Genomic DNA, 20,051 nt, shown 5'->3' with positions numbered 1-20,051 from the left:
CCGGGACGTCCGGAAAGTGAGGAGTGGGAGCGAGGGCGTCTGGGTACGGTCGGGACGTGTCGTCCAGTGCTCAGGTGATCGTTCTCAACGGTGGGTCCAGCTCGGGCAAGTCGGGGATCGCGCGGTGTCTGCAGGCGGTGTTGCCGCAGGCGTGGCTGGCGGTCGGGGTCGACACGTTGATCGACGTGATGCCCGCGCGGTTGCGGCTCGGTTCGGAGGGCATCGGGTTCGCGGGTGACGGCGAGGTCAGCGTCGGCGCCGAGTTCCGGGTGCTGGAGGACGCGTGGATGGCGGGCGTCGCCTCGATGGTGCGTGCGGGGGCGCGGGTGATCGTGGACGACGTGTTCCTGGGGGGCGCCGAGTCCCGGCGGCGGTGGGAGAAGGCGCTCGACGGGCTGGACGTGGTGTGGGTCGGGGTGCGGTGTGACGCCGCCGTCGCCGCCGGGCGGGAGCTTGCCCGTGGTGACCGGGTCGCCGGGATGGCCGAGGCGCAGGCCGAGTTGGTGCATCGCGGGATGACCTACGACGTCGAGGTCGACAGCGCGAAGTCCGAGGCGGTCGAGTGCGCCAGGGTGATCGCCGCGAGGGTCGAGAGCGCTTAAGACAGAGCGATCAGGAACGCCTCATCAGGAAGCACGCGAAACCGCTTCCGCGCGGAGGCTCGGTCAGCCGCTCGATCTCGAACGACGTCCCGAACAGCCGCTGCTCGCCACCCTCGGCGAGACCGGGGAACCGGCCGCCGCGGCGCTTCCACCACGGGATCTCGTCGTAGAAGCACCACATCAGGAACAACGAGCCGGGGTGCGACAGGCGGTGGACGGTCGCCGCCATCGGGTCCTGGGCGGGGCCGCGCATGTCGTCGAGCACGCTGTAGTCGACCAGCAGGTCGAACGTCCCGGAGACGCCGGGGATCGAGGTCGCGGTCAGGTCGCCGGGCAGCCAGTCGACGGACAACGACGGCGGCGTCGCGCGCCGGGCCTTCGCGAGGCCCACGGGGGAGTAGTCGACGCCCGTCACGGCGAAGCCGTGCTCCGCGAGGAAGATCGAGTTCGCCCCGCTGCCGCAGCCCAGGTCGATCGCGCGGCCTGGGACGATCCGGCCCGACGTCACCAGGTCCACGAGTTCGGGACGGGCTTCGCCCTCCCACGGCGCCCAGGTCCGGTACATGAAGTCGTAAGCCCGACGACCGACCATCCCACGTCCTCCCAACGAAAACGGGGCCGCCGACAAGTGTCAGCGGCCCCGCTCATCCGGCTGTCATCTCAGTGCACGCCGAGCACACCGTCCACCCGGCGCGGAATGCCGAGCGGGTTCGCGTCCTGCAACTCCGCCGGCAGCAACGCGTCCGGCCACGACTGGTACGTCACCGGCGCGATCCAGCGGCGGATCGACGTGGCGCCCACCGACGTGTGCAGCGGGTTCGTCGTCGACGGCCACGGGCCACCGTGGTGCTGGCCCCACGCCACCGCGACACCGGTCGGCCAGGCGTTGAAGATGATCCGGCCCGCCACGCGACGCAGGATCTCGGCGACCTCACCGGCCTCCGCGTGGTCCGACTCGGCGGCGTGCACGGTGCCGGTCAGCGTGCCGGGCAGCTTCGCCAGCACCGAGTGCAGCTCCGCCGGCGACGAGTACGTCACGACGAGCGCGGCCGGGCCGAAGTGCTCCTCGGTCAGCTTCTCGAGGTTCTCCTCGAACACCTGCACCGACGTGCTGAACAGCAGCGGTGCCACGGCCCAGGCCTCGTCCGGGCGGACGCCCGTCGACACCACGGAGACCAGGTCCGACGCGGCCAGCGCGTCCGTGCCCGCCTTGTAGGAGTCGCACATCCGCTCGTTCAGCATCGCGCCACCCGACGAGGCGGCGACCGCCTCGCCCAGCGACTCCACGATCGACTCCGGCGCGAACACCAGGCCGGGGTTCGTGCAGAACTGCCCGACACCCATCACCAGCGACTGCGCGAAACCGGCGGCGATCTCCGGGGTGGCCGCACCGGGCAGGATCACCGTCGGGTTCACGCTGCCGAGCTCGCCGTAGAACGGGATCGGGTCCGGCCGGCCCTGCGCCAGGTCGAACAGCGCCCGGCCACCACCAGTCGAGCCGGTGAAACCGACGGCGCGCACCGCGGAGTGCTTGACCAGCGCGACACCGGACTCGGTGCCGTACACGATTCCGAACACGCCCTCGGGCGCACCGGCCTCACGCAGCGCGTCGATCACGACGCGCGCGGTCTCGCGCGACGTCGACGGGTGCGCCGAATGTGCCTTCACCACAACGGAACAACCGGACGCGAGCGCGGACGCCGTGTCACCGCCGGCGACCGAGAACGCGAACGGGAAGTTCGACGCGGAGAACACCGCGACCGTCCCCAAAGGACGGAGCACGCGCCGCAGCACCGGCCGGGGCGGGATGATGTCCGGGTTCGCCGTGTCCAGGGTGGCCTCGACGTAGCTGCCCTCGCGCAGCACCTCGGCGAACAGCCGCAGCTGGTTCGTCGTGCGCTTGAGCTCGGTCGTCAGCCGCGGCACGCCCAGCGCCGTCTCGCCGTCCGCCGTCTCCACGAGCAACGCCGACTCGGCGTCCAGCGCGTCCGCGACCTTCTCCAGCACCACGGCACGATCCGCCGCCGGAACGACCGACCACGCCGAGAACGCGACGGCCGCGGCTGAAGCGATGCGGTCGACCTCGCTGTCGGGGGTCTTCGCAACCGGTTCGCCGAAAGGCTGACCGGTGCGCGGGTTGTATCCCTGCACGACGTGGCTCAACGCCCTGCCTCCTTGACTGCCGTGTCGAAATCGGGGCCGCACCAGGCCCCGCCCACGTACTTCGCCGCGGGGGATGAGGGGTCCAGTTCACCGTGCTGCTCCAGCACGGCGGCCGCGTACTCCTCGGAGTCGTCCTGCGGTTCGTAACCGAGAGCGCGGGCCTCGTCCAGCGAGAACCAGCCGCGCTTGTTGTTCGAAACGCCCCACACGACCCGGAATCCCGGCGACGGAGCGGAAAGACACGCCTCGAACAGGCGCGCGCCGTCGTCCGGTGACATCCACGTCGACAACATTCGCACGTCGCGCGGCTTTTCGAAGCACGAGCCGATGCGGATCGCGATCACGTCCATGCCGTAGCGGTCGGCGTACAGCGACCCCAACGCCTCCATCGCCACCTTGGACACGCCGTAGTACGTGTCCGGGCGCGGGAACGCGTAGTCGCCCGCCTCGCCGTCGGCGCGTTCGAGGTAACCGACGGCGTGGTTCGAGCTGGCCAGGACGACCCGGCGGACGCCGGAACGCCGCGCGGCCTCCAGCACCGTGTGCGTGCCGTCGATGTTGACGCGCAGGATCTTGTCCCACGACTCCTCGAGGCTGTGGCCACCGAGGTGAATCACCGCGTCTACGTCCTTCATCGCGGCTTCCATCGCGGCCATGTCGGTCACCGACGCCTCGAGGAGCTCGACGTTCTCGCCCTCGGCGGCCGCGGGCAGTTCCGCGATGTCCAGCAGCCTCAGGACGCGGCCCTCCGCGGCGAGGCGGGTGCGCATGAGCGTGCCCACCCCACCGCCGGCGCCGGTGATCAGGATGCGTGCGGTCACGGGTTGGACCCCTCCGTCTTGTTCAGGTGTTCCGGCAAATCTCAGCGACCGAACTGGCGGAGGAGCTCGGTGATCGTCCGGGCGGCGTCGAGCAGGGCGGAGATGACCTGCCGTTCGTGCTCCGGAGTCAGCCTGCCCAGCGGGACCGAGCAGCTCATGGCGTCCAGCACGGGATTGCGGTACGGCAGCGCCACCGCGAAACAGCCCAGGCCGGGCGTGTTCTCCTCGCGTTCGTGGGCGTACCCGACGTTGCGGAACCCGGCGAGCTGCTCGTGCAACGCCGCCCGGTCGACCAGGGTGTTGGGCGTCAGCGGCGCCAGCTCGCCGGGGAGGATCAGGTCGACCTCCTCCGGCGTGCGCGTCGAGAGCACGGCCTTGCCGAGCGACGTCGAGTGCGCGGGCAGCCGGCGACCGACGCGCGAGACGACGCGCAGGTGGTGCTCGGACTCGCGGCTCGCCAGGTAGACGACGTCCGCGCCGTCCAAACGGGCAAGGTGGACGGTCTCGTTGATCTCCTGGCGGACCTGCTCCATCACGCGGATCGCCGCGCGCACCACCGGGTCATGGTCCAAATAGGACGTACCGACGAGCAGCGCGCGCACGCCGATGCCGTACGTGCCCCTGTCCGAGTCGACCTCCACCCAGCCACGCGCCACGAGCGTCTGCAACAGCATGTAGAGGCTGGATTTCGGATAGCTGAGCTCGCGGTGCAGCTCGGTGAGCGTCAGCCTGCGGTCTGACGCGGACAGCACTTCGAGCAGCTCCACCGTGCGGTCGGCGGACTTGACCGCGCCCGGACGAGCTGTGCCCTTGTCGATCGGCGACGCCACCTGGCCTCCTCGTAACAGGAAAGCAACTTGCCCTTGACACGTTGCTGTGCCGATTCTTACAGTCCTGCACCAGGTTCACAAGTACGACCCAGGTTCACGTATCTGAACACGAGGGGCTTCGACGATGCGCCGTAGAACTGCCACGACACTTGCCACGCTGGGCGTGGCCGCGCTGCTCGCGGGGTGCGGCAGCGGTGGCACCACGGCGGCGTCGAGCAAGGACCCGAACAAGCCCCTCGAGGTGTGGACCCGCTCGACGGAGGCAACGGCGAAGGTCTACGAGAAGATCTTCAAGTCGTTCACCGAGAAGACCGGTGTGCAGGTCGACTACAAGCCGATCTTCAACGACTTCGACAAGCAGGTGCAGCAGCGCGCCGCGTCGAAGGACCTCCCGGACGTCGTCATCACCGACACCGGCTCGCTCGGCAACTTCGTCAAGCAGGGCTGGACGACCGAGGTCAGCCAGAGCGACATCGCGGGCGGCGGCGACGTCGTCGACCGCGCCTGGAACAACGGGAAGGGCGCGGACGGCAAGTTCTACGCCATCCCCTACTCCACCCAGGCGATGGTCACGCTGATCCGCAAGGACTGGCGCGAGAAGCTCGGCAAGCCCGTCCCCACCACGTGGGAGGAGCTCGACGACCTCGCGAAGGCCTTCACCCGCGACGACCCCGACGGCAACGGGCAGAACGACACCTACGGCATGCTCGTACCGGGCACGACCGACCGCGGCTACCTCGGCTGGTGGGCGGCCAGCTACATCTGGCAGGGCGGCGGCGACATCCTCGAGGACGAGGGCGACGGCAAGTTCCGCGTCGGCATCGACTCGCCGGAGTCGACCAAGGCCGTCGAACGGCTGCGCAAGCTCTTCTGCGAGGACAAGGTCATGCAGCCCGGCTCGCTGACCCTGGGCACGAACGACGCGCACCCGCTGTTCGAGTCCGGCAAGAGCGGCATCTACCTCACCGGTCCGTACATGATCGGCCGCTTCGACAAGTCGATCGGCAAGGACAAGTACGAGGTCGTCGCGTCCCCGAAGGGACCGGCCGGCGCCACGGTGCTCGGTGAGGGCGAGAACATCTACCAGATGGCCGGCTCCGCCAAGACCGCCGACCAGAAGAAGCTCGCCGAGTACCTGATCACCCCCGAGGCGCAGCAGGCCGGCATGAAGGGCGACCCGCAGCCGGTCGTCCGCCTGCCCGTCAACAAGACCGTCGACGTCAACGCGACGTACAAGGACCCGCGCTGGGCGACCGTGGCGAGCGTGTACTCCAGCGAGGCGCGGCCGTTCCCCAGCGTTCCGAACTTCGCGCCGTTCCGGCAGAAGACCTCGGAGACCCTGAACTCCATCTTCGCGAAGTGCCCCGCTGACTCCTCGGCCGAGCTGAAGACGCTCGCGGAAGCGCTCAAGAAGGAACTCGAGAACCAGAAGGCGTCGAAGTGACGGCTGTTCAACCACTCGGCGACACCCGAGACGTGGGCTCGACGGCTAGTGGCGGCGGTGCCGTCGAAACCCACCCCGTGAGGCGGCGCCGCCGGCGCCGCCTCACGGGAGCCACCCCAAGAGGAAATGTCTGGGTCCCGTGGCTGTTCCTCTTCCCCGCCGCGCTGATCTTCCTGGTCTTCAAGTTCATCCCGATGGCCGAGGGCATCCGGCTCTCGCTGTTCGAGGTCCGGCCGTTCCTCGGCGACATCTTCGTCGGCTTCAAGAACTACGCGACGATCCTGCAGGACGAGAAGTTCCTGACCGCCAGCTGGCACACCCTCGTGCTGGCCGGCGGTCAGACGATCGGCGCGATGGTGATCGGCTTCTTCCTGGCGTTGCTGCTGGAAGGTCACACCAAGTCGCTGTGGTTCGTGCGGTCCGCGGTGTTCCTGCCCGTCGTGGCGGCCACCGCGGTCATCGGTGAGATCTGGCGGTTGTTCTTCTACCCGGCGCCCGAAGGCTTTCTCAACGAGCTCATCTCGTGGGTCGGCCTCGGGCCCTGGGAGTACATCCACAGCACGGACACCTCGCTGGTGTCGGTCATGTTCGTCGGCATCTGGAAGCACGCGCCGTACGACATGGTGCTGATCCTCGCCGGGCTCGCCGGCATCGACCGCCAGCAGTACGAGGCCGCCGCGATCGACGGCGCCACGACGCCGCAGCGGATCTGGAACGTCACGCTCCCCGCACTGCGGCCCGTCATCACGATCCTGCTGACGCTGGCGGCCATCCGCGGCCTGCGCGTCTTCACCGAGGTGTACGTGCTCACCGGCGGAGGCCCCGCCGGGTCGACCGACGTCTGGATGACCCGCGTCTACACCACGGCGTTCGAGCAGTCCGAAGCCGGACTCGCATCCGCTGGCTCCGTGCTCTTGTTCCTGGTTACCTTGATTTTGACGGTCAGCGTGCAGTGGTACCGCCGCAGGAGGGAAGCGCGATGAGCACCGTTAACTCAAGCCGCTTCGACAGCGCCATCGGCTGGTCCGCCCGCCCGGACGCGTGGGTCAGCAGGGGCGTCCGGTTCCTTTTCAGCGCCCTCGCTGTAATCCTTTTCTGCGGCCCGCTGCTGGTCATCTTCTCCGGCGCGTTCGACCACAACCCGGACCCGACGAAGCTGTCGGTGATCCCGGCCAACCCGTCGCTGATCAACTTCCAGGTCGCGGCGGAGAACAAGATCTGGCACTACCTGATGAACTCGTTGATCATCGCGGGTGGTGCGCTGCTGCTGCAGCTGTCGGTGAGCGTCTTCGCCGCATACGCGTTGGCGCGCAAGAAGTTCCGCGGTCAGGCCATCGCCCTGCTGGTCATTCTCGCCACGATGATGTTGCCTGAGGAGGTCATCGCGATCCCGCTGTCGCTGGTGATCGGAGACCTGCCTCTGGTGCACGTGAGTCTCAAGGGCACCCTGCTCGGCGTCATCCTCCCGCTGGGGGCTTGGGGTTTCTCCATCTTCGTCATGACGGAGTTCATGAAGGAGATCCCCGGCGAACTGGAGGAGGCGGCCAAAGTGGACGGTGCCGGGGAGCTGCGCCTCTTCGCGCAGATCATCCTCCCGCTGTGCAAGCCCGCCCTCGGCGTCATCGCCGTGTTCGGCTTCAACATGATTTGGGAGCAGTACCTGCTCCCCCTGATCGTCGCCGCTGACCCCTCCGATTACACGCTCACGGTCGCGCTCCTCGCGCTTCGATCCGACGACATGGTCGGAACGGGCATCGTGCTGGCCGGTGCGTTGCTGGCGCTGGTACCGAGCTTGGTCGTGTACCTGTCGCTGCAGAAGTCCTTCCTGCGTGGGATCACCACCGGAGCGATCAAGGGATGAGTCTGGTTATGCAACTCGATGGTGTGCTGTTCTTTCCGGTGACTCCGTTCGACAGCGAGGGGAACATCGCGTACGACGTGCTTGCCGAGCACGTCAAGCACGGTGTCTCCGCCGGACCGGGCGCGGTGTTCGCCGCCTGCGGAACCGGCGAGTTCCACGCGCTGGAGCTGGGCGAGTTCGAGCGCGCGGTGGCGGTCGCGGTCGAGGCGACCGCGGGCAAGGTGCCGGTGTTCGCCGGAGCGGGTGGATCGGTCGCGGCGACCAAGCAGTTCGTGCAAGCGGCGGAACGCGCCGGTGCCAACGGCATCCTGCTGCTGCCGCCGTACCTGGTGACCAACCCGGCCGCCGGTCTCGTGCGGTACGTGGCCGAGGTCGCCGGTGCCACCGAGCTCCCGATCATCGTGTACCAGCGCAACAACGCGCGGTTCACGCCGGAGACCGCGGTCGAGGTCGCGCGCATCCCGAACGTCGTGGGCCTGAAGGACGGCCTCGGCGACCTCGACCAGATGCAGCGGATCGTGCTTTCCGTCCGTGCCAACGTTGACAAGCCGTTCCAGTTCTTCAACGGCCTGCCCACCGCGGAGATGACGCAGCTCGCGTACCGGGCCATCGGCGTCGAGCTCTACTCGTCGGCGGTGTTCTGCTTCGCGCCCGAGATCTCACTCGGTTTCTACAACGCCGTGCAGTCCGGCGACATCGAGCTCGTGAACCGGTTCCTCTACGAGTTCTACAAGCCGCTGGTCGAGCTGCGCGACAAGGTCCCCGGCTACGCGGTCGCCCTGGTGAAGGCCGCGGTGCGCGCGAACGGTCTCGAGGTCGGCGGCGTGCGGCCGCCGTTGATCGACCCGCTCGACGAGCACCTGGCCGCACTCGACAAGATCATCGCCGCGGGCAAGGCCCTGCTGAGCTGAGAGGGCGTTCCGCATGAAGATCACCGAGATCGTCCTGACACCGATCGCGTTCCGGGACCCGCCGCTGCTCAACTCGGCCGGCGTGCACGAGCCGTGGGCGCTGCGCACGATCGTCGAGGTGCACACCGACGAAGGCATTTCGGGGCTGGGGGAGACCTACGGCGACCTCGGGCACCTGGGGCGCTCGCGGTCCGTTGTGGACTCCTTGATCGGCCTCGACGTGTTCGCCCTCAACGAGATGCACGCGCGGGTCGCCACCGCTCTCGGTGGCAAGACCGGGCTGGACAACCACGGCCTGACCGGGCAGATCACGGCGGAGAGCACCGTCGACCGCGTGTACTCACCGTTCGAGGTCGCCTGCCTGGACATCCAGGGCAAGGCGCTGGGACGCCCGGTGCACGACCTGCTGGGAGGCGCGGTCCGCTCGTCCGTGCCCTACTCGGCCTACCTGTTCTACAAGTGGGACGGGCACCCCGGCGCCGAGCCGGACGAGTGGGGTGAGGCGATCGACCCCGCCGGCATCGTGGCCCAGGCCACCAGGATGATCGAGCGGTACGGCTTCGGGTCGATCAAGCTCAAGGGCGGTGTCTTCCCTCCCGAGCAGGAGATCGAGGCCATCCGCGCCCTGCGCGAGGCGTTCCCGGACCACCCGCTGCGGCTGGACCCGAACGCGGCCTGGTCGGCGGCGACGTCGCTGAAGGTCGCGGCGGAGCTCGACGGCGTGCTGGAGTACCTGGAGGACCCGACGCCGGAGATCTCCGGGATGGCGGAGGTGGCCGCGAAGGCACCGATGCCGTTGGCCACCAACATGTGCGTGATCGCGTTCGAGCACCTCAAGCCGTCCGTGGAACAGGACGCCGTGCAGGTCCTGCTGTCCGACCACCACTACTGGGGCGGACTGCAGCGGTCGCGTCAGCTGGGGATGATCTGCCAGACGTTCGGCATCGGCCTGTCGATGCACTCGAACTCGCACCTCGGCATCTCGCTGGCCGCGATGACGCACCTGGCCGCGGCGACGCCGAACCTGAACTACGCCTGCGACACGCACTACCCCTGGAACGCCCAGGACGAGGTCGTGGAACCAGGCGTGCTGTCCTTCGTGGACGGTGCGGTTCCGGTTCCCGTGACGCCGGGACTCGGTGTGTCGCTGAATCGTGACGCGCTGGCTCGCCTGGCCGAGAACTACGTTCGTTGCGGCATCACGGCTCGCGACGACACGGGCTACATGCAGAAGTTCGACCCGAGTTACGAGAGGAAGCGCCCCCGGTGGTGAAGTCGGTTGTCCACGCCTATCCGTGGGACCTGATCGGAGATCCTGAGGCTGTCGCGCGGTACCAGGACCTCGGGGTCGACGCGATCGCCCTCGCGGCGTCCTATCACACCGTGCGGGCCGCGACGCCGCTTCACCCGTCGCATCGGATGGTCGACGCTCGGCACGCGGCGTTCTACCTGCCGGTGCGTTCGGAGAAGTACGGCCGGCTCGTGCCCGCGGAACCGTCCTGGGTGGACGGTTCGGACTCGTTCGGTGCCGCGGCGGCTCTGGTCCGTGCCGCCGGCCTGCCGGTGTACGCGTGGACCGTGCTGACGCACAACTCGCGCCTCGGCGACCTGCACCCCGACGTGACCGTGGTGAACGCGTTCGGGGACCGCTACCCGTACGCGTTGTGCACCGCGCAGCCCGACGTCGTGGAGTACACGTCGGTGCTGGTGTCCGAGGTGCTGGAGCTCGGCGCGCCGGACGGGATCGTCCTGGAGGCCTGCGGGCCGCTGGGGTTCTTCCACGGCGGGCACCACGAGAAGACCGACGGCACGGACTGGAACGCGGTGCAGCAGAAGCTGTTGTCGCTGTGCTTCTGCTCTGCCTGCACCGCCCTGTACGCCGACCCGGATGCCCTGCGTGAAGCGGTCCGGGCCGGGGTCGATCGCGGAGCGTCCAGCGTCGAGGAGGCGCTGGGCGCGCTCGCGGAAGACGTTCGAGCGGTGCGCACCGGTGTGGTGCGGTCATTGCGGCAGCGGCTGGTGCCGGAGATCCGCGCTGCCGCGCCTTCGATCCGGATCGGCATGCACGTGACGGCGGATCCCTGGGGCACCGGTCCGTTCGCGACCGTGGCCGGTGGTGTCGACGCCGACATCGATGTCCTGACGACCATGTGCTGGCCCGGCCCGGAGGTCGCCGTTCCCGGCATCGAGGCGCTTCGCGCCGCCGCCCCGGACACGCGGATCGCCGCGTACGTGCTGGGGCTGCCGCCGAAGCCGGCCGACGGTGCGGCGTTGTCGAAGGAATGGCTCGCGTACCTGGACGCAGGCGTGGAGGAGTTCCACCTCTACCACGGTGGTCTCGCGTCCGCAGCACGGTTGGAAGCTTTGCGAGAGGCTGTAACGGCCGTTAGCCGCTAACTGTGAAGAGAAGTCCCTGAGGGAATTCGCTGCAACCCGTTGTGAGCGCGGTTCCGTCCTCTTCACATGAGGCGCATAGGAACCGTAGTTGGCACTGGCGTCCTGCTGCTGGTCATCTCGGCCTGTGGCAGTGCGCAGAACGCGGGCACCGGGGCAGGTGGCGGTCAGGAGTTGCCGACCGCCACCTCGTCCTCCGAGGTGCCGCCGAACGTCGCCCCCGGAGAAGTGCCGCCGGACGGCAAACCCGTGACGAAGCTCGAGGCCGGCGCGCTGCCGCCGGACCAGCCGCGCACCGCGTGGACCCAGGGCGACGGGAAGACCGTCGGAGTCGTGGCCCAGGAGGGCGGGTGCGGCAAGGCGAGCGCGTCCGTGCTGGAGCAGAACGCTTCCACGGTGAAGATCGAGCTGCTCGAGACGCTGCCGCTGACCAAGCAGATGTGCACCATGGACATCCGCTTCCCCCCGCTGACGGTGCAGCTGTCCGAGCCCCTCGGTGAGCGGACGGTCGTGCTGACGTCGCGGCAGGAACAGAAGTAGACCTTCCTCCCCCCACGGTGCCCGGTCGGCAACTGCCCCGCCGGTCGGGCATCTCTACTTCCACACCATTTCTGACGGCTTTTCGGGGGCTGGTCCGGGAACATTCGACCGGACAGGTCGTAAGACATTTGACAGGGACTTCCCGTCCCGGTTTGCGAGGATGGTGCGCATGAGAAACGCCGTCGCTGCCGTTGCTCTCGCCGTCGTGCTCGCCGGTTGTTCGTCCGGCACGCAGTCAAGCGCGCCCGGCTCCGGTTCGTCGGGCGCCACGCCCACGGGCACGACCGCGCCCGGCTCGAGCGGCACCCCCGGTTCGTCCGGCGCGAACCCCACCGCGCCCGCCCAGCCTCCGGTCTCCATCTCGGAGGAGAAGCCCGTCATCCCGCCCAACGTCACGCCCGTGGCGAAGGACAAGGTCGACACGACATCGTTGTCAGACACCTACCGCGACGAGGCCTACGTCTTCGGCGACGGCCGCGACGTCGAAGTCTTCGGCGTGGGCGGCGGCTGCAAGGAGGCCCGCGCCGAGATCGCCGGCCAGTCCGCCGACGTCGTCCAGATCACGCTGGTCACGATCACCAAACAGCCCGCGGGCACCATGTGCAGCCAGGAGGTCCGTCAGGTGCCACTGACGGTCCGCCTGGACGCGCCCCTCGGCAACCGCCGCCTGGTGCTGGAATCCCGCGAGGAGACCGGCTGACTGATCGCATGTCGCCGATTCGCCCGGCGTCGTGAAGTTCGCGGTGGCCGGACACTCCGGCGGCGCACCACACGCCCTCGCGTGCGCCGCCCTGTTGCCCGGCCACCGCACGGCCGCTGACTCGTCTTCCAGATCCCCGCGCGAAGGCGTGGCTGCTTTCAGACGACGGCCACACCTCGGACCCCCGGCCGCTCTCGAACGGATACCGGAGCGTCAGGCATCGGCGAGGAACTCGACGCGGTTGCCGGCGCCGTCGAACGTGTGGAAGCGGCGCCGGCCGGGAATCTCCGCCGGGTCGGCCCAGACGACCTGGTGGCCCGCCGCCGCCACCGCCGCGGCGACCCGATCGGCATCGACGACGAACGCCGGATGCGCCTTGCGTGCGGGCCGGAAGTCGTCCTCGATGCTCACGTGCACCTCCCCGCCGCCCGGCACCTCGAACCAGCACCCGCCCCGCACGGCGAGCAGCGGCGGTTTGGCCAGTTCGGTCCAGCCAGGACTTCTGCGTAGAACGTCCGCTGCTCGTCCTCGGCACCCACCGGGCAGGTCACCTGTACGTGATGAATCATCGCGCCGCCTCTCCGTCGAACAGTACAACCGTACTGTTGCTTGAGGGGCTGCGCCACGATGTCGCCTCGTCGCGGTTCACCTGGAAACCACGAAGCCGCCCAGGCCCCGCCGACGATTCGGCGAGACCTGGGCGGCTCGGTGAAGGGGTCTAGCGGCGGAAACTGATCTGCAGGGTCGGCGTCGAGGTCTCCGCGAAGAAGTCGTTGCCCTTGTCGTCGACCACGACGAAGGCCGGGAAGTCCTCGACCTCGATCTTCCAGACCGCCTCCATGCCCAGTTCGGGGTACTCGAGCACCTCGACCTTGCGGATGCAGTCCTGCGCCAGCCGCGCCGCCGGGCCACCGATGGAGCCCAGGTAGAAGCCGCCGTGCGAGGAGCAGGCGTCGGTGACCTGCTTGGAGCGGTTGCCCTTGGCGAGCATCACCAGCGAGCCGCCCGCGGCCTGGAACTGCTCCACGTAGGAGTCCATGCGGCCGGCGGTGGTCGGGCCGAACGAACCGGAGGCGTAGCCCTCGGGCGTCTTGGCCGGGCCGGCGTAGTAGACCGGGTGGTCCTTGAGGTACTGCGGCATCTCCTCGCCGGCGTCGAGGCGTTCCTTGATCTTGGCGTGCGCGATGTCGCGTGCCACGACCAGCGGGCCTGTCAGCGAGACGCGGGTCTTCACCGGGAGCTTGGTGAGGATGTCGCGGATCTCCGTCATGGGGCGGGTGAGGTCGATCTGGACGACCTCGTCGGACAGGTCCTCGCCCTCGATCTCCGGGAGGAACCGGGCCGGGTCGCGCTCCATCTGCTCCAGGAACACGCCCTCGGCCGTGATGCGGGCCTTGGTCTGGCGGTCGGCAGAGCACGAGACCGCGATGCCGACCGGGAGGGACGCGCCGTGGCGGGGGAGGCGGATGACGCGCACGTCGTGGCAGAAGTACTTGCCGCCGAACTGGGCGCCGATGCCGAAGTTGCCGGTGAGTTCGAGGACCTGCTGCTCGAGGTCCGTGTCGCGGAACGCGTGGCCCGCCGCGGAGCCCTCGGTCGGCAGGGTGTCGAGGTAGCGGGCCGAGGCGAGCTTCGCGACCTTGAGGTTCTGCTCGGCGGACAGGCCGCCGACGACGACCGCGAGGTGGTACGGCGGGCACGCCGCGGTGCCGAGCGAACGCAGCTTCTCGTCCAGGAACGACGCGAGGCGCTTCGGGTTCAGCACCGCCTTCGTCTCCTGGTAGAGGAACGTCTTGTTCGCGCTGCCGCCGCCCTTGGCCATGAACAGGAACTCGTACACGGGCTCCTGGCCGGGCTTGTGGAACACCTCGATCTGCGCGGGCAGGTTGGTGCCGGTGTTCTTCTCGTCCCAGAACGTCACCGGGGCCATCTGCGAGTAGCGCAGGTTGAGCTCCTGGTAGGCCTCGTAGACGCCGCGGGCCAGGGCCTGCTCGTCGTCGCCGCCGGTCAGGACGGTCTCCGAACGCTTGCCCATGATGATCGCCGTGCCGGTGTCCTGGCACATCGGCAGCACACCGCCGGACGAGATGGCGGCGTTGCGCAGCAGGTCCATGGCGACGAAGCGGTCGTTGCCGGAGGCCTCGGGGTCGTCGATGATCTTGCGGAGCTGGGCGAGGTGCGACGGGCGCAGCAGGTGCTGGATGTCCCGGATCGCCTCCTTCGCGAGCAGCGTCAGCGTCTCGGGGGCGATCTCCAGGAACTTGCGGTCACCGGCCTCGATGAGCTTGACCCCGTCGGAGGTGACGAGGCGGTACTCGGTCTCGGTGTCCTTCGCGAGCGGGAGGACGTCGGTGTACTCGAATGTGGTGGGCACGGGGTACACAACTCCAACGGTGTGCAGTTCGGATCAGAAAACCGTACCGCCATCAAAGGGACGTACTGGTCCCCGTCCACCGTGTTCTTCGCAACCGTGTTGCCGTCAGGGGCCGCGAACGCGGAAGGCCGGGGCGGCCCCCGGCCGTCCCGACCTTCCTTCGCGTGCGAACCCGACTCACGACGGGCGTCGCGTGGCTCTGGTAACGCCCGACCGTGCCGTGAGTTGAGTCACAAGTCAATACTGCTCAGCGGGTGAGACCCGACCGTGACGACTTTGGGACTACGAGGCGTAGGCCCGCAGCTTCGCGGCGCGTTCGCCCTGGCGGAGCTTCGACATGACCTCGCGCTCGATCTGGCGGACCCGCTCGCGCGACAACCCGAAGCGCTTGCCGATCTGGTCGAGGGTGCGCGGCTGGCCGTCCTCGAGGCCGTAGCGCAGCCGGATCACGGCCTGCTCGCGCGGCTCCAGCGTCGCGAGGACGCGGCGCAGGTCGTCCTGCAGCAGCCCGGAGATGACGGCGCTCTCGGCGTCGGTCGCGTCCGAGTCCTCGATGAAGTCACCGAGGGGAGCGTCCTCCTCCGTGCCGACCGGCATGTCGAGCGATACCGGGTCACGCGCGTGGTCGAGCAGGTCTGCGACCTTGTCGGGGTTGAGACCCGCTTCCTTCGCGAGCTCCTCGTTCGTCGCCTCGCGGCCGAGCGTCTGGTGCAGGTCGCGCTTGATCCGCGCGAGCTTGTTCACCTGCTCGACGAGGTGGACGGGGAGGCGGATGGTGCGGCCCTGGTCGGCCATGCCGCGGGTGATCGCCTGGCGGATCCACCACGTCGCGTACGTCGAGAACTTGAAGCCCTTGGTGTAGTCGAACTTCTCGACCGCGCGGATGAGGCCCAGGTTGCCTTCCTGGATCAGGTCCAGCAGCGGCATGCCACGGCCCGTGTAGCGCTTGGCCAGCGACACGACGAGGCGCAGGTTGGCCTTGAGCAGGTGGTCCTTGGCGCGGCGGCCGTCGCGGACGAGCGCCCCCATCTCGTCGCGGCGGGTGGGGGTGAGGCGCTTGGCCGTCTCGAGGACGTGCTGCGCGAACACACCTGCCTCGATGCGCTTCGCGAGCTCCACCTCCTCCTCGGCGGTGAGGAGCGCGGTCTTGCCGATTCCGTTCAGGTAGACTCGAACGAGGTCGGCTGCTGGACCCTGCGCGTCGAGTTCGTGCTCGACGACGGCGGGCGTGTTCTCTCCGACTTCACGGTCGGAGATCCTCGTGACGGTCATGGATCTCCCTCCCCCTGGTGCGGGCGACGCTGCTGTCGGTCAGGACAGTCGCGCGTGGCGGTCAAGGCGGCGCGGCGCTGCGCCCTGGTTGCCGGTTGCGGCGGGCCCGCTCGGGATCCCATCGCTAGCTGGCTGATACCTGGGTAACGAAGACGATTCCGAATTCGTTCCCGACTTCCATGACCTGAAGACGTCACCACAGTCACAGCGGTTGCGCGACTAATCTGAGGATTCCCTGAGAACCGTTTAGTCAGAGGTCGACGATCACCGTGAACGGACCGTCGTTCACGCTCCGTACCTTCATCTCGGCTCTGAATCGTCCTGTTTCGACGCGCGCGCCCTTTTGGCGTAGTTCCTGCACGACGGCGTTCACCAACGGTTCCGCGTGCTCGGGACGGGCGGCCGCCGTCCAGGACGGACGGCGGCCCTTGCGGGTGTCCCCATAAAGGGTGAACTGGCTGACGACCAGCAGCGGAGCGCCGGTCGACTCGCACGACTGCTCGTCGTCGAGGATGCGCAGACCGTGCAGCTTCTGCGCCATTTTGCGGGCTTGCTCGGCGGTGTCGTCGTGGTGGACGCCGAGCAGCACCAGCAATCCGGGCTCGTCGATCGCGCCGACGATCGCCCCTTCGACTTCGACACTCGCTTCTGTGACGCGCGCCACAACTGCTTTCACGCGGGAATCAACATTCCGTGCCGGATGAGATCACGAACGATCGGCAAGGCCGCTTCTGCATCGATTTCTCCGTAAGCGAACTCGAGCAGTGCGAGCAGGTCTTCCAGCGGCAATGCGCCGTTGCAACCGGCGACGAGCTTGGCAGTCGCCTCGTCGACCTCGTGCTGCCAGCCGGGCCCGTCCGTGCGGTGCAGCCGGACGACGACTTTGCGCCAGCCCTCGTCGCCCGGCTCGGACACCTCCTCGAGCAGCACGGTGTCGGCGACCCGGAAACGCCGGCTCAGCAAGTCGGGGTTCGCCCGCAGCCACGCGACGTTGTCGAGCCAGCGCGCCGCCTCCGGGCCCAGCGGGTCGTCGTAGGCGTGGCGCAGGTCCTCGCAGATGACCTGGGAGTGCATCTCGTCGGTGCGGCGCAGCGTCACGTACCCGAAACCGACGCCCTGGACGTCGTTCTCCTCGAACCAGTCCAGCCACGCCGCGGCCTTCTGCCGGCCCTCGGGGCTGCGCGGGTCGACGCCCGCGTCCTTGAGCCACGTGCCGACGTACAGGGCGGGCTCGGCGATGTCGCGCTGCACGAACCACGCGTCGATGCCGCCGCGGGGGAGCCAGCCGGAGACGCGCTCCTCCCAGTCCTCGCCCTTGCGGTGCACCCACGACGCGAGCAGCTGGCCGACGCCGCCCTCGTTGAGGAAGGAGGGCAGCTGCCGCACGACCAGCGCCGACGCGTCGTCGCCACCGAGGCCGGAGTCGCGGTAGACGAAGTCCACCCGCGGCGGGCCGACGACGAACGGCGGGTTGCACACGACGTGGTCGAACCGCCGGTTGCGGACCGGCCCGAACCACTCGCCCTGCAGCGTCTCCACGTCGAGCTCGTTCAGGCGGAACGTGCCCTGCGCGAGCCTCAGCGCGCGCTCGGACAGGTCGGTCGCGGTGATCTTCTGAGCGTGCGTGCTGGCGTGCAGCGCCTGGACGCCGCAGCCGGTGCCGAGGTCGAGCACAGTGCCGACGGGCGTGCGCTTGGTCGCGCGGGCGAGGCTGATGGACGCGTGGCCGACGCCGAGCACGTGGTCCTCGGGGACGGCGCTGCCGCGCAGGTCGGAGTCGAGGTCGGCGACGACCCACCAGTTGTCCTCGTACGGCCTGACGTCCAGCCCGGCCCTCAGGCTGTTCGCACCGGGAACGGACGACAGGACCTCGTTCTCGACGGCGTCGTCGATGTCGACACCGGCCAGCGCCTTGCGGACGTCCTGCTCGGGCTCGTGGTCGCCGAGCAGGAACATGCGGATCAGCGTGCCGAGCGGCCCGGCGTCCTTGCTCGCGCGGCGGGCGGGCTCCGGCTCGCCGCGGCCGAGCGCGGCGTGGGCCTGGAGACCGAGCGCGCCGACGACGCCGTCCGCGGTGTAGCCGGTGTTCAGGAAGGCCTCGCGCAAACGGGCGCACAGTTCAACGGAAAGATCGGGGTGCACGGGTGGAGATGCTTTCACGCCCCGCGTTTCACCGCGTGATCTGGAGGGCGATGGCCATCGCGAGGCGCTGGTCGGGGTCGTCGAGGGGGAGTGGCGTCACCTCGGACATCTTCTGCATGCGGTACCGCAGCGTGTTCGGGTGCACGTTGAGCTCCTTGGCCGCAGCCCGCACATCCCCCTGAGCGGTCAGCCACGCCCTCAAGGTCGTGGCGTACTGCGTCCCGTACTCGGCGTCGTGCCGCAGTATGTTGGATATCGGCCCGCGGGTCGGCAGCCGTCCAGCCTCCGCGACGGCGGCGAGCCGGTGCAACAGGACCTGCGCCCACGCGTCGTCGTACACAACCGGTACACCGGTCGAAAGCGCGAGGCATTCATCCGCCTCCTGCCGTGAGGTCGGCAGTTGCGCCGCCTCGGCCGGCCCTCCGATGCCCGCCAGCACCGTCGCCTCGGCGGGCAGTTCGCGGACCAGCGACCGCACCCACGCGACGGCGTCGTCGGCGGCCGGGATGACGGTGTAGAGGACGTTGCCGAACAACGCGCTGCGCCCAGGCCGCGACCAGCCGAAGCCGGCGGTGGCGCGCTGGAACGCGAGCACCGCCGCGCCGTGCTCGCCCTCGCCCGCGTGGGCCTGCACCGCGATCACCCGCAGATCGGCGGACGGCAGCCCGAGGCGCGCGACGTCCGCGGACTCGGGCTGGTCGAGCAGCCTGATCACCAGATCGGCCTCGGCCTGGCGTTCGAGGTCCGTCGACGCCCGCGACCGCAACAGGTGCAACGCCGCCGTGCGCGCGCCGTCGACCAACGCGGCACTTCGAGCGGCGTCCACCGGCCCCGTCACCTCGACCCACACGGACCCCAGCAGCTCACGGCCCGCCCGCACCGCGGCGACGAGCCGGTTGCCCAGCTGCGGGGTCAGCTTGGGCACGAAGATCGGCTCGTCCGAAGACGCGAGGTGTGTGAACACGCCGAACTCGTCCAGCGCCCGCCGGGCCTCCTCCGGCACCCGCCGCCCGAGGATGGTTTGAACGCGCACGGGGTCGACGTCCTCCTGCCGATAGGAGTACGCGAGCACGCGGGACTGCTGGTCCTCGATCGTCACCGGCCCGCCCACCACGCCCGCGATCACGTCGGCCAGCCCGAACAGGTCCCCGGTCCGCGTACCGCCGTTGACCAGCGTCTGCGTGACGTTCGCGAGCTGACTCCACGGCACGGACGGATCCACGAGCAACACGGCCGCACCGGACTTCTTGGCCGCGGCCACCACCCGCTCGTCGAGCGGCGGCCTGCCGTGCAGGACCACCGCGGACGCCACCGTGGAAGCCACGAGCCGCACCGCCGCCGCTACCGACGGCGTACCCAGCCCGAGAAGCACGTCACCCGCGGCCGCCGGCGTGTTCTCGGCCGGATCGTGCAGGGCGACCCCGCGAAGTTCGGCGTCGCGCCCCCTCGGCGCGCAGGCCAGGTGCGTGCCAAGGCTGCCGAGCACGTCCACGAGGCGATCAAGGGCGACCACCCGCGGATGTTAACCGCCAACCGGGCGTCCCCGGCGTCACTCGGACGTGGGACTATGGAGGCGTAGCCGATGGAAGTTGGACGAGGTGGTGTCGTGAGCAGTCCCGACCGGACCGACACCCCGGTGTTGATCACCGAGGCGGCTCCTTCCTACGAACAGCAGCACGCCGCCCGGCGCCGGAAGTACGCGATCATGATGAGCCTGCGCTTCCCGTGCCTCATCCTCGCGGCGCTGTTCGCCCACACCTGGTGGCTGGCCCTGTTCTTCATCGCGCTGTCCGTGCCACTGCCGTGGATGGCCGTGCTGATCGCGAACGACCGGCCGCCCCGCAAGACCGAGAAGGCCAACCGCTACGAGGTCGAGCGCCGCGCCATCGCCCCGAAGAGCACCACCGTCATCGACGGCTGACCCGCCGAACCCGCTTGAGATCGCACCCCGGCCCGACGCCGCCCGCGCCTTTGCAATGAGTCTTTTGTCGTCGTCC

At 69.1% G+C, this 20,051-nt stretch carries 20 protein-coding genes; 10 read left to right on the top strand and 10 right to left on the bottom strand.

The window, feature by feature from the left end; all coding sequences use genetic code 11:
* Positions 1–56: 56 nt before the first annotated feature.
* Positions 57–602 (top strand): chloramphenicol phosphotransferase CPT, encoded by a 546-nt coding sequence (gene cpt / locus LX88_RS27020; protein WP_258950607.1) that lies wholly within the window; start codon positions 57–59, stop codon positions 600–602.
* 10 nt (positions 603–612) lie between these two features.
* On the opposite strand, the gene LX88_RS27015 is transcribed toward cpt, so the two are convergent.
* The 4 genes from LX88_RS27015 to LX88_RS27000 form a co-directional block, all read right to left on the bottom strand.
* The gene (locus LX88_RS27015; RefSeq protein ID WP_258950606.1) at positions 613–1,194 is read right to left on the bottom strand and encodes a class I SAM-dependent methyltransferase; all 582 of its coding nucleotides are present in this window, start codon (positions 1,192–1,194) and stop codon (positions 613–615) included.
* Between the two features lie 68 nt (positions 1,195–1,262).
* Positions 1,263–2,765, bottom strand: a complete 1,503-nt coding sequence (locus LX88_RS27010) for an aldehyde dehydrogenase (NADP(+)) (protein WP_258950605.1) — start codon at positions 2,763–2,765, stop codon at positions 1,263–1,265.
* Complete coding sequence (locus LX88_RS27005) at positions 2,762–3,586, bottom strand: NAD-dependent epimerase/dehydratase family protein (RefSeq protein WP_258950604.1); 825 nt, start codon at positions 3,584–3,586, stop codon at positions 2,762–2,764. The genes LX88_RS27010 and LX88_RS27005 overlap by 4 nt, the downstream gene beginning before the upstream one ends.
* 41 nt (positions 3,587–3,627) lie before the next feature.
* Positions 3,628–4,416 (bottom strand): IclR family transcriptional regulator, encoded by a 789-nt coding sequence (locus tag LX88_RS27000; RefSeq protein ID WP_245983924.1) that lies wholly within the window; start codon positions 4,414–4,416, stop codon positions 3,628–3,630.
* Positions 4,417–4,540: 124 nt separating this feature from the next.
* Between LX88_RS27000 and LX88_RS26995 the strand changes: the two genes are divergently transcribed.
* The 8 genes from LX88_RS26995 (at position 4,541) to LX88_RS26960 (ending at position 12,266) form a co-directional block, all read left to right on the top strand.
* Positions 4,541–5,860: a sugar ABC transporter substrate-binding protein gene (locus tag LX88_RS26995; RefSeq protein ID WP_258950603.1), complete on the top strand. Its 1,320-nt coding sequence runs from the start codon at positions 4,541–4,543 to the stop codon at positions 5,858–5,860.
* A gap of 77 nt (positions 5,861–5,937) precedes the next feature.
* Entirely contained in the window at positions 5,938–6,843 is a 906-nt protein-coding gene (locus LX88_RS26990) for a carbohydrate ABC transporter permease (RefSeq protein WP_258950602.1), read from the top strand.
* Entirely contained in the window at positions 6,840–7,721 is an 882-nt protein-coding gene (locus LX88_RS26985) for a carbohydrate ABC transporter permease (RefSeq protein WP_090073372.1), read from the top strand. Before LX88_RS26990 ends, LX88_RS26985 begins: the two co-directional genes overlap by 4 nt.
* Complete coding sequence (locus LX88_RS26980; protein ID WP_307791240.1) at positions 7,718–8,632, top strand: 5-dehydro-4-deoxyglucarate dehydratase; 915 nt, start codon at positions 7,718–7,720, stop codon at positions 8,630–8,632. The genes LX88_RS26985 and LX88_RS26980 overlap by 4 nt, the downstream gene beginning before the upstream one ends.
* A gap of 13 nt (positions 8,633–8,645) precedes the next feature.
* Entirely contained in the window at positions 8,646–9,905 is a 1,260-nt protein-coding gene (locus LX88_RS26975) for a glucarate dehydratase family protein (RefSeq protein WP_258950601.1), read from the top strand.
* Entirely contained in the window at positions 9,899–11,029 is a 1,131-nt protein-coding gene (locus tag LX88_RS26970) for a hypothetical protein (protein WP_258950600.1), read from the top strand. The genes LX88_RS26975 and LX88_RS26970 overlap by 7 nt, the downstream gene beginning before the upstream one ends.
* 66 nt (positions 11,030–11,095) lie before the next feature.
* The gene (locus tag LX88_RS26965; protein ID WP_258950599.1) at positions 11,096–11,566 is read left to right on the top strand and encodes a hypothetical protein; all 471 of its coding nucleotides are present in this window, start codon (positions 11,096–11,098) and stop codon (positions 11,564–11,566) included.
* Positions 11,567–11,735: 169 nt separating this feature from the next.
* Positions 11,736–12,266 carry a hypothetical protein gene (locus tag LX88_RS26960; RefSeq protein WP_258950598.1) on the top strand — a complete coding sequence of 177 codons (531 nt, stop codon included), beginning with the start codon at positions 11,736–11,738 and terminating at the stop codon, positions 12,264–12,266.
* Positions 12,267–12,479: 213 nt separating this feature from the next.
* Here the strand turns inward: LX88_RS26960 and LX88_RS26950 are convergent, their stop codons facing one another.
* From LX88_RS26950 to LX88_RS26925, 6 genes are all read right to left on the bottom strand, one after another.
* Positions 12,480–12,677, bottom strand: coding sequence for a hypothetical protein (locus LX88_RS26950; RefSeq protein WP_258950597.1), 198 nt, complete (start codon positions 12,675–12,677; stop codon positions 12,480–12,482).
* Positions 12,678–12,984: 307 nt separating this feature from the next.
* On the bottom strand, positions 12,985–14,649 hold the full coding sequence (locus LX88_RS26945) for a fumarate hydratase (protein WP_372511426.1): 1,665 nt from the start codon (positions 14,647–14,649) through the stop codon (positions 12,985–12,987).
* A 273-nt stretch (positions 14,650–14,922) separates the two neighbouring features.
* Positions 14,923–15,912, bottom strand: coding sequence for a sigma-70 family RNA polymerase sigma factor (locus LX88_RS26940; protein WP_258950595.1), 990 nt, complete (start codon positions 15,910–15,912; stop codon positions 14,923–14,925).
* Between the two features lie 250 nt (positions 15,913–16,162).
* Positions 16,163–16,588, bottom strand: a complete 426-nt coding sequence (gene dtd, locus LX88_RS26935; protein ID WP_258950594.1) for a D-aminoacyl-tRNA deacylase — start codon at positions 16,586–16,588, stop codon at positions 16,163–16,165.
* The gene (locus LX88_RS26930; RefSeq protein WP_258950593.1) at positions 16,585–18,054 is read right to left on the bottom strand and encodes a DUF7782 domain-containing protein; all 1,470 of its coding nucleotides are present in this window, start codon (positions 18,052–18,054) and stop codon (positions 16,585–16,587) included. The genes dtd and LX88_RS26930 overlap by 4 nt, the downstream gene beginning before the upstream one ends.
* 28 nt (positions 18,055–18,082) lie before the next feature.
* A complete protein-coding gene (locus LX88_RS26925; RefSeq protein WP_258950592.1) occupies positions 18,083–19,567 on the bottom strand; it encodes a PucR family transcriptional regulator in 1,485 nt (494 codons plus the stop codon).
* 69 nt (positions 19,568–19,636) lie between these two features.
* Between LX88_RS26925 and LX88_RS26920 the strand changes: the two genes are divergently transcribed.
* A complete protein-coding gene (locus tag LX88_RS26920; RefSeq protein WP_258950591.1) occupies positions 19,637–19,975 on the top strand; it encodes a DUF3099 domain-containing protein in 339 nt (112 codons plus the stop codon).
* Positions 19,976–20,051: the final 76 nt, after the last annotated feature.

The sequence above is a fragment of the Lentzea californiensis genome, from assembly GCF_024648825.1.
In the GTDB taxonomy this organism is placed as follows: domain Bacteria; phylum Actinomycetota; class Actinomycetes; order Mycobacteriales; family Pseudonocardiaceae; genus Lentzea; species Lentzea californiensis.
This window is presented reverse-complemented; position numbering and strand designations above follow the sequence as displayed.